Source organism: Actinophytocola sp. (assembly GCF_009379765.1).
Lineage (GTDB): Bacteria > Actinomycetota > Actinomycetes > Mycobacteriales > Pseudonocardiaceae > Actinophytocola.
Map to the genome: position 1 here is coordinate 1 of NZ_WHTD01000259.1, position 7,651 is coordinate 7,651.

Annotated in this window: 7 protein-coding genes; 6 read left to right on the plus strand and 1 reads right to left on the minus strand. The window is 72.5% G+C overall.

Annotation, left to right across the window (positions count from 1 at the left end):
• The first annotated feature begins 572 nt into the window (after nt 1-572).
• Nucleotides 573-1,061 (plus strand): hypothetical protein, encoded by a 489-nt coding sequence (locus GEV28_RS41160; protein ID WP_291419651.1) that lies wholly within the window; start codon nt 573-575, stop codon nt 1,059-1,061.
• Between the two features lie 22 nt (nt 1,062-1,083).
• Here GEV28_RS41160 and GEV28_RS41165 read toward each other — a convergent pair whose 3' ends face one another.
• Nucleotides 1,084-2,493 (minus strand): neutral zinc metallopeptidase, encoded by a 1,410-nt coding sequence (locus GEV28_RS41165; RefSeq protein ID WP_291419653.1) that lies wholly within the window; start codon nt 2,491-2,493, stop codon nt 1,084-1,086.
• Nucleotides 2,494-2,593: 100 nt separating this feature from the next.
• On the opposite strand from GEV28_RS41165, the gene GEV28_RS41170 reads away from it, so the two are divergent.
• The 5 genes from GEV28_RS41170 to GEV28_RS41190 all read left to right on the plus strand — a co-directional run.
• Nucleotides 2,594-4,348 carry a DUF2207 domain-containing protein gene (locus GEV28_RS41170; RefSeq protein ID WP_291419655.1) on the plus strand — a complete coding sequence of 585 codons (1,755 nt, stop codon included), beginning with the start codon at nt 2,594-2,596 and terminating at the stop codon, nt 4,346-4,348.
• Between the two features lie 72 nt (nt 4,349-4,420).
• Nucleotides 4,421-4,861, plus strand: coding sequence for a YbaB/EbfC family nucleoid-associated protein (locus GEV28_RS41175; protein ID WP_291419657.1), 441 nt, complete (start codon nt 4,421-4,423; stop codon nt 4,859-4,861).
• The gene (locus GEV28_RS41180) at nt 4,861-6,186 is read left to right on the plus strand and encodes a hypothetical protein (RefSeq protein ID WP_291419659.1); all 1,326 of its coding nucleotides are present in this window, start codon (nt 4,861-4,863) and stop codon (nt 6,184-6,186) included. Before GEV28_RS41175 ends, GEV28_RS41180 begins: the two co-directional genes overlap by 1 nt.
• A complete protein-coding gene (locus GEV28_RS41185) occupies nt 6,186-6,872 on the plus strand; it encodes a hypothetical protein (RefSeq protein ID WP_291419661.1) in 687 nt (228 codons plus the stop codon). Before GEV28_RS41180 ends, GEV28_RS41185 begins: the two co-directional genes overlap by 1 nt.
• A gap of 164 nt (nt 6,873-7,036) precedes the next feature.
• The coding region (locus GEV28_RS41190) for an insulinase family protein (RefSeq protein ID WP_291419663.1) at nt 7,037-7,651 on the plus strand (615 nt) is incomplete at its 3' end.

Below are 7,651 nucleotides of genomic sequence, written 5' to 3' on the forward strand. Positions count from 1 at the left end.
GCCCGACCGGAGACGCCAAGTGAACAAGCTGGACGCGAGGCCAGCAGATATCACGCGCCCACGACCGAGCACATCCGATTGAAGATCAACTACACCGCTAGAAATGATCACTCAAATTCGTGCGGTGGATCCAGGCTCAGAGAGGTGGTCCCGTGCTTCCGGGATCGGCAGCTCGCACATGTCACCAGGATACGGGCTCATGCCCGAGTCGGGCCAAAATTAGGCCTGACTCAGGGTGAGCCCCGTCAAGGGAGCGCTCCGCCGGGGGCCTTCTGCACCCTTGCCCCCTTGCTCCCTTCCAGGTCAGACAGGGTGCACGGTGTTCCCTTGAAATGCAAAGAACAGCAACTCAAGTGGCGGGCGGAACGGAACTCCCCGGGGGGCTCAGTCGGGGGCTCAGTCCTGCTCCGTGTGGAATCCTCCTTGTGACTCAGCCGTATCTCTGACCAGGGGAAACGACGCAGTGGAACCGTCCGAAATGGATTACCGGAGAATCTACGTCAAGAAGATCACCCCCGCGAGCGATACCGACTGAGGTAATCGCGCTCCGTGGCATCTGCGACCATCGTCGGGTGCGGATCGCGGGCTGGCAGGTACCACCCGGTTACTTGCGTTGGGCCGCGGTCGGTCTGGGGCTGCTGGCGGTCGGCATCGTCGCCGCGGTGGTCGCCAGCGCGCTGGGGCTCTTCGGCTTCACGACGGCCGCCGAGGACGCCGGGACCCGGGTGTCCGCGAGCGTCGCCGCCGGAGCGCCGTGCAGCGCGTCCGGCGCCACCGAGACGGTGACGTTCGAGGTCGACGGCACCGACCGGCAGGCCCGCTTCGACGGCTGCGGCCACGCCAAGGGCGAGCCGGTCGAGATCCTCGTCCCGCCCGGTCCGGCCGGGGACGACCTGGTGGTCCACTCCGCGGGCGCCGCGGTCGGCGACCGGGCGCCGGGGCAGGGCCTCGGGTTCGTGCTCTTCGTGGTCAGCGGGCTGGCCGGCGCCGGCTACGCCTTCCTCATCCGCCGCGGCCCACGCGGCACCGCCCTGCCACCGGCCCTGCGGCTGGCGAGCTGAGCTGCGTCCTCGGGCAGCGTCCTCAGGCAACGTCCGCCGGCGGTGACAGCCAGGTGTTGCACTGGAACGTCCGGTTCTTCTGCGCGCCCTGCTCCCACCACCCCGACGTGTGCGCGTCGGACCCGTGGTCGCGCGGCACGCCCGCCTGGTGGTCGCCGCGGTCCTGGGTCGTCCGGGCCTCGTTCAGGATGTTGTCGTCCACCGAGCCTCGGGAGTACGTCGCCGCGAGGAACATGCCCGAGAAGCACTGCGCCTGCAGCTCCAGCCGCCGCGACAGCTCCAGCCCCGCCTCGGAGTCCACCCCGGCGTTGTACCGGGCGTCGGCGTACGCGCCCATCACCCCGCTCAGCGCCTGGACGTGGTGGCCGTACTCGTGGGCCAGCAGCGCCAGGTACACCCCGGGATGCGCGCCGTACTGCTCGGTCTGCAGCCCGGCGTAGGGCATGTACAGGGTGCTGTTCTCCGCGCAGTAGAACGCCGCCGCGCGCCCGCCCGAGACCGCGCCGCACGGGCTCGACCACTCGGTGCCCTCGGGGAACTCGATCGCCGAGGTGGCGAACGGCAGCCCTGCCCGCTGCAGCACCGGCCCCCACGCCGCGTCCAGGCACGGGATCGCGCTCGTGAAGAATGCCGCCGCACCCTGCGGGTCGGTCCCCCAGCGCGCCAGGTCGCAGGTCACCGCGGGGGTGCCGTTGTCCCCGGCGAACAGCGGGTTGTCGCCCAGCGTGTACACCGGCTGCGGGCCCGCGGGCGTCGTCTCGGTCGGCGTGTCCTCGGTGGTCGGGTCGTCGGTCGGGTCGTCGGTGGTCGTCGTCGGGTCGTCGGAGGTGGTCTCCGTGGACGTCTCGGTCGTGGTGCCGGACTCGTTGCTGCCCGTGGTGGCCGGTTCGTCGTAGCCGGTGTCGGCGACGTGGTCGCCTCGGTCGTTCAGCGCGAGGAACCCGATCAGCCCGGCGCCCACCACCAGGACGGCGACCAGGATCGTCGCCACCAGCGGGCCGGTGTTCGACTTCGGCCGCGGGCGCAGCATCCCCGGGTGCCCGGGGTAGCCCTGCAGCCACGGCGGCGTGGTCGAGCCGGGCGGCGGATACCCCGGCGGAAACGTTTGCGGGCCCCGGTACGGCCCGGACGGTGGCCCGTACCCGCCCGGTGGCCTGCCGGCGGGCGGGAACGGCGGCCGGGTCGGCGGTCCTCCGGGCGGCGCACCTTGGTACGGGCCGGTTTGCGGTGGCCCGGCCTGGCCGGGCGGCCGCTGGTACGGCCCGGTCTGCCAACCCTGGGGCGGCGCCGGGTAGGGCGCGGCCTGCGGTGGCCGCGGCCCGGCGTGCTGTCCCGGCCGGTACCCCGGCATGGGACGCGGCGGCAGCGGGCGCGCCCGCGGCGGCGGCAGCGGTCCGGTCGGGCGCCACGGACCCGGTGGTGGCTGAGTCATCCCCGCGTCATCCCCGCTGTCCCCCCACGCGTCAACCAACCCGGCCCGATCTCGCCGGACAGGCGGTGAGCATATTGGCACTGGACTACCCTCCGCAGGCGTGTTGGCGAAGTGGGGGGCCGCGCTCGCGGCGGCGGCAGCGGTGTCCGGCGCCGCGTTCCTGGGGTCGGTCCAGCCGACGGGCCCGTCCGTTCCCGCGCCATCTCCGGGCGGCCCGACCTTCGAGTTCCCGGCACCGTCCGGTGGCGCCACCCCACCCGGCACCCCGTCGATCTCGCTCGACCCCACGAAGCCGAGCACCCCGCCGTCCGGCCCGCGCCCGGTGCCGCTGCTCCCGCAGAGCATCAACATCGCGCTGAAGGTCGAGCACGACGGCCGGCTGTCGGTCACCGAGCAGGTGTTCGTCCAGGCCCGCAAGACCATGACCCGGCACCAGCCGCTGCGCATCCAGGCCGGCGACGACACCGATCGGGTGTTCACCGTCCGCGACGTGAAGGTCGACGGGAACGGCAGCACCGAGATCACCGGCGACGAGTTCGTCATGCGGCTCGGCGAGGGCGCCACCACGGTCACCTACACCGTCGACGGCGCGGTCGTCGACGCCGGCGACCACCAGGAGGTGCGCTGGCAGGTGGCCGGCGGCTGGGACGTCACCGTCCGGCTGCTGCGGGCCTCGTTCGTCGCGCCGGACCTGCCCAGCGAGATCGTCTGCCTGGCCGGCCGGCGCGGCTCCGAGGCGCCCTGCTCGTCCGCGCTCACCGACCACGGCCAGGTGCTGCGCGTGGTCCAGGAGGACCTGCCCGCAGGCGAGCGGGTCGACCTCGCGGTCACGCTGCCCTCCGGCACGGTCGGCGGCAACGCGGAGTTCGACGAGACCACGACCGGCGCGTTCGCCCTCACCCCGGTCAGCGGGATCGGGCTCGGCGCGCTCGCCCTGGTACTGGTCGGCGGGTTCGGGCTGCTCTGGCTGGCCCGCGGCCGCGACGCCCGTGCGCTCGCCGCCGACTATCCGGCGTCAGCCGCACCGGTCGAGCTGCTGGTCACCGACGGCGGCCGGGTCGCGTTCGCCTCGCCGGACGGCGTGCTGCCCGGCGAGGTCGGCACGGTCGTCGACGAGCACGTGGACGTCGCCGACGTGACCGCCACCGTCGTCGACCTCGCGGTGCGCAACTACCTGTGCGTCCGGCACGCCGGCGGCGACTGGTTCCTGGTGCGCCGCAACCCGCCCGACGACGCGCTCACCGGCCACGAGCGGGCGGTGTGGACCGCCCTGCTCGGGGACGCGGCCGAGGTGTCGCTCACGCAGCTGCGCGGCCGGCGGCCGGACCTGTCCGGGGTGCGCGACGAGCTCTACGCGGGCGTCGTGCGGCACGAGTGGTTCACCCGCAGGCCCGACCACGTGCGCACCCGCTGGATGATCGCCGGCGTGCTGCTCGCGGTCCTCGGCGGCGCGGCAACCGCCGTCCTGGCGCTCACGATCGGGCACGCGCTGCTCGGTCTCGCGGTGGTGATCGGCGGCCTGGGGCTCGCGCTCGGCGCCCGGTTCATGCCGGCCAGGACCAAGCGCGGCAGCGTACTGGTGCAGCAGGTCCGCGGGCTGCTCGGCTACCTGCGCGGCACCGACCCGGCGGGCGTGCCGGCCGAGGACCGCGAGATGGTGCTGTCCCGGTCGCTGCCCTACGCGGTGGTGCTCGGCGAGACCGAGGGCTGGCTCGCCCGCTTCGCCGGCCTCGACACCGCGGCCGACGGCGACGCGGGCATCTACTGGTACGAGGGTGCGGACGTCGTGCGGGACTTCCCCGCGTTCCTCCGTGAGCTGGACGCCGTGCTCACCGCATCGGGTCAGCTTCGCTGAAACCGCCTCGATCGACCGCCCATTTCGGTACGTTCGGCGAAACACCGAATGGACGATTGCGGAGGTGAACCCGTGTCGAGTGCCGACAACTGGCTGCGGCAGGCGGAAGAGCAGAGCGAGCAGGCGCTCGCGGAGGCCGCCGATCTTCGAACGGTGGTGGCCACGACCCAGGGCACCGCACGCAGTGCCGACGGGTTGGTGGCGGCCACCGTGGCGCCGGGCGGCGCGCTGGTGTCCCTCCAGCTCGACGACCGGGTGATGGGTGGCACCGCGCTGGCGCTGCAGACCGCCATCGTCGACACCGTCCACCGGGCCGGCGCCGACGCGGCCGCCCAGCTCGAGCAGGCCATCCGGCCCATCGTCGGCGACCGCTACGACGAGGCGCTGAAGGCCGCCGGGTCGGAGCTGCCCGACATCCCGGAGCTCGACGCCGTCGCCGCGCGCCGGTCGGCCGGCTCGCGCCGCGACGAAGATGACCTCAGCCAGGAGAACGTGTTCGGGCGGGAAAGCTGATGGGCGGGGAGTTCCGGGTCTCGCCGGGGGCGTTGCAGGCGAAGGCGGGCTACGACCAGGACCGCGCGGGGGTCATCGACGGGCTCAAGACGCAGATCCAGCAGGCCCGCACCACCGAGGACTGCTTCGGGCTCATCGGCATGAACGCCGGGTTCGCCACCGGTTACGACGACATGGTCGACAACGTGGAGGAGAACGTCGGCAAGGCAGCCGAGTACCTGCGCAGCTCCGCCGACCGGCTCAACGCGAGCGCCGAGCAGTACTCGGCCATCGACGACGGCTGGGCGGGCCACTTCCAGGGCGTGACCGACCAGCTGTCCGACACCAACTTCTCGCAGGTCGGCGGCTTCCAGGCGGCCACGCCCGAGGTCGACGCCGCCGCCGACGCGGGTGGTCTGGTCGACGCGGTCGGCGACTTCCGCGACGCGTCCTCGCTGCCCGCCGTGTTCGTGGCCGGCGTGCAGGTCAAGCGCACGGCCGACGACCTGCTGTCGCACCCCATGCAGGGCTTCTGGGACAACGGCCTCGGGTTCCTGGTCGAGTGGTGCATGTTCCCGTTCCGGCCGCTGTTCGAGCAGGTCACCGGCGACCCGGACCAGATGCGCGCCACCGGTGAGGGCTGGGCGCGGATGGCCGGGTTCGTCAACCAGCTCGCCGACGCCGACGCATCCGAGCAGGAAGGGCTGCGCCAGTACTGGGAGGGGGAGGCGGCGGACAAGCAGAACACGCAGAAGACCGAGTTCCAGGACGGCCTGCGCTCGCTCGCCGACTGCTGCCTGCAGCTGCAGGAGCACCTCAACCAGGTGGCCGACTTCTTCGAGGGCCTGTGGGACATCCTCGTCGACATCGTCCGCGAGTTCGTCGAGGGCCTCATCATCACGTGGCTGGCCGCGCTCGCCACGTCGGCCATCTCGTTCGGCTCGTCGGTGGCGGCGGCGTGGGCCACGTCGGCGGCGCGGGTCAGCGTCACGCTGTCGCGGATCCTCATGCAGATCTCCAAGGCGCTGCAGTGGCTGGTGCGCGCGCTGCGGGCGCTCAAGGAGATCCAGACGGCCATCAAGGAGATCATCAAGGCGCAGAGCCTGATGGTGCGGCTCGGGCTGCGGGCGGTCGGCGTCAACAAGGCGCTGCGGTTCCTCGACCCGATGGCGCTGCTGGTCAAGGGCGCCACGGGCCTCACCGGCACCAAACCGGGTGCCACGGCGCTCGACAGCGGTACCGAGCTGGCCACCGACACGGTCCTGCAGGAAGCCGGCGAGGAGGCCGCCGGCGAGAACCAGCGCAACGACCACAACGAGGACGCGATGGATCGCGGGTTCGCCTGATGGATCCGTTCGGCGCGGCCGAGGCGCCGCTGGTCGGCTCGCTGGCCACGGCCCACTGGCTGCGCGGCGACGCCGTCCAGGCCCTCGCGGCGGCCGGCGAGCTCGACACCGAGCGGTACAAGGTGCGCGGCCTCGACGAGGACGGCCACCCGATCAGCGCCGGCGAACGGGTGGCCAACGCGATCCTCGACTGGGACGACGCCGCGGGCGGTGGGTACGTCGCCGTCCGCGGCGACCATCCACAGTGCGCCGCGGTCGGCTGCTACCGCGGCGTGCGGCACGAGCACTCGTGGCTGGTGATCACGTCGCACCGGGTGGCCGTGCTGCGGCTGCGCGACCGCGCGGCGGGCCAGGACGCCGAGGGACACCTGGCGGAGGCCAAGCGCGAGGGCTCGCTGGGCGGGGCGCTGCGCGGGTTGGGCAAGTTCGTGAAGGCGTCGGCCGGCGAGTTCGCCAAGAGCATGCGCCGCCCACCCCTGCACGAACGCCCGGAGGACGCGGAGCTGGTCGTCGAGTTCGAGGCGCCGAGGCAGGCCCTGGCCGGGGTGGAGAGGTGGAAGCAGCCCCTCGTGCCGCAGTTCCGCGGCGGCCCGAGGTTCGTGCAGGTCCACTTCGCCGACCGCAGCTGGGCGAGGCTCAAGACCGACGAAGCGGGCCAGACCGCCCTCACCGGCTCAGTCGACTGAGCCCACTCGCCCGGTGGCCCGGGCCGTCGGCGAGTCCCCCGTTCGCGACTTGGTCGGAACAGTGCCGCAGGGCGAGTTCCGGGACCGCCGCCCGTTCACCCGGAGCGATGATCGACTCACCGGGCTGGCGGCCCCGTGTCGGTGCCGGCACGTAGGCTGCGGACATGCCAGCAACCGAGCTGAACAGGTTCACGCTGCCCAACGGCTTGCGTGTGGTCCTCGCGCCGGATCCGACCTCGCCGGTGGTCGGCGTGAGCGTGCACTACGACGTGGGGTTCCGGTCCGAACCGGAGGGGCGCACCGGCTTCGCGCACCTCTTCGAGCACCTCATGTTCCAGGGCAGCGAGAGCCTCGAGAAGCTCGCGCACTTCCGGCACGTGCAGTCCTCCGGCGGCACCTTCAACGGGTCCACCCACCCGGACTACACCGACTACTTCATGGTGCTCCCCTCCGCGGGCCTCGAGCGCGCGCTGTTCCTCGAGGCCGACCGGATGCGGGCGCCCAGGATCACCGACGAGAACCTGCGCAACCAGGTCGACGAAGTCGCCGTAGCCGTTGTGCGCGTTGGGGAAGGTCCGGTAGAGCACCGGCGGCAGCAGGATCCAGGGGAAGCCGCCGTAGGGCCGGTTCAGGACGATGAGCCGGATCTCCTCCTTGACGACGTCGACCTGGTTGCGCAGGTTCTCGTCGGTGATCCTGGGCGCCCGCATCCGGTCGGCCTCGAGGAACAGCGCGCGCTCGAGGCCCGCGGAGGGGAGCACCATGAAGTAGTCGGTGTA

What these genes read in the sequence shown, in the direction of transcription:
- GEV28_RS41165 (WP_291419653.1), bottom strand. Translation starts at nt 2,493, where the DNA reads ATGACTCAGCCACCACCGGGTCCGTGGCGCCCGACCGGACCGCTGCCG.
- GEV28_RS41185 (WP_291419661.1), top strand. Translation starts at nt 6,186, where the DNA reads ATGGATCCGTTCGGCGCGGCCGAGGCGCCGCTGGTCGGCTCGCTGGCC.
- GEV28_RS41180 (WP_291419659.1), top strand. Translation starts at nt 4,861, where the DNA reads ATGGGCGGGGAGTTCCGGGTCTCGCCGGGGGCGTTGCAGGCGAAGGCG.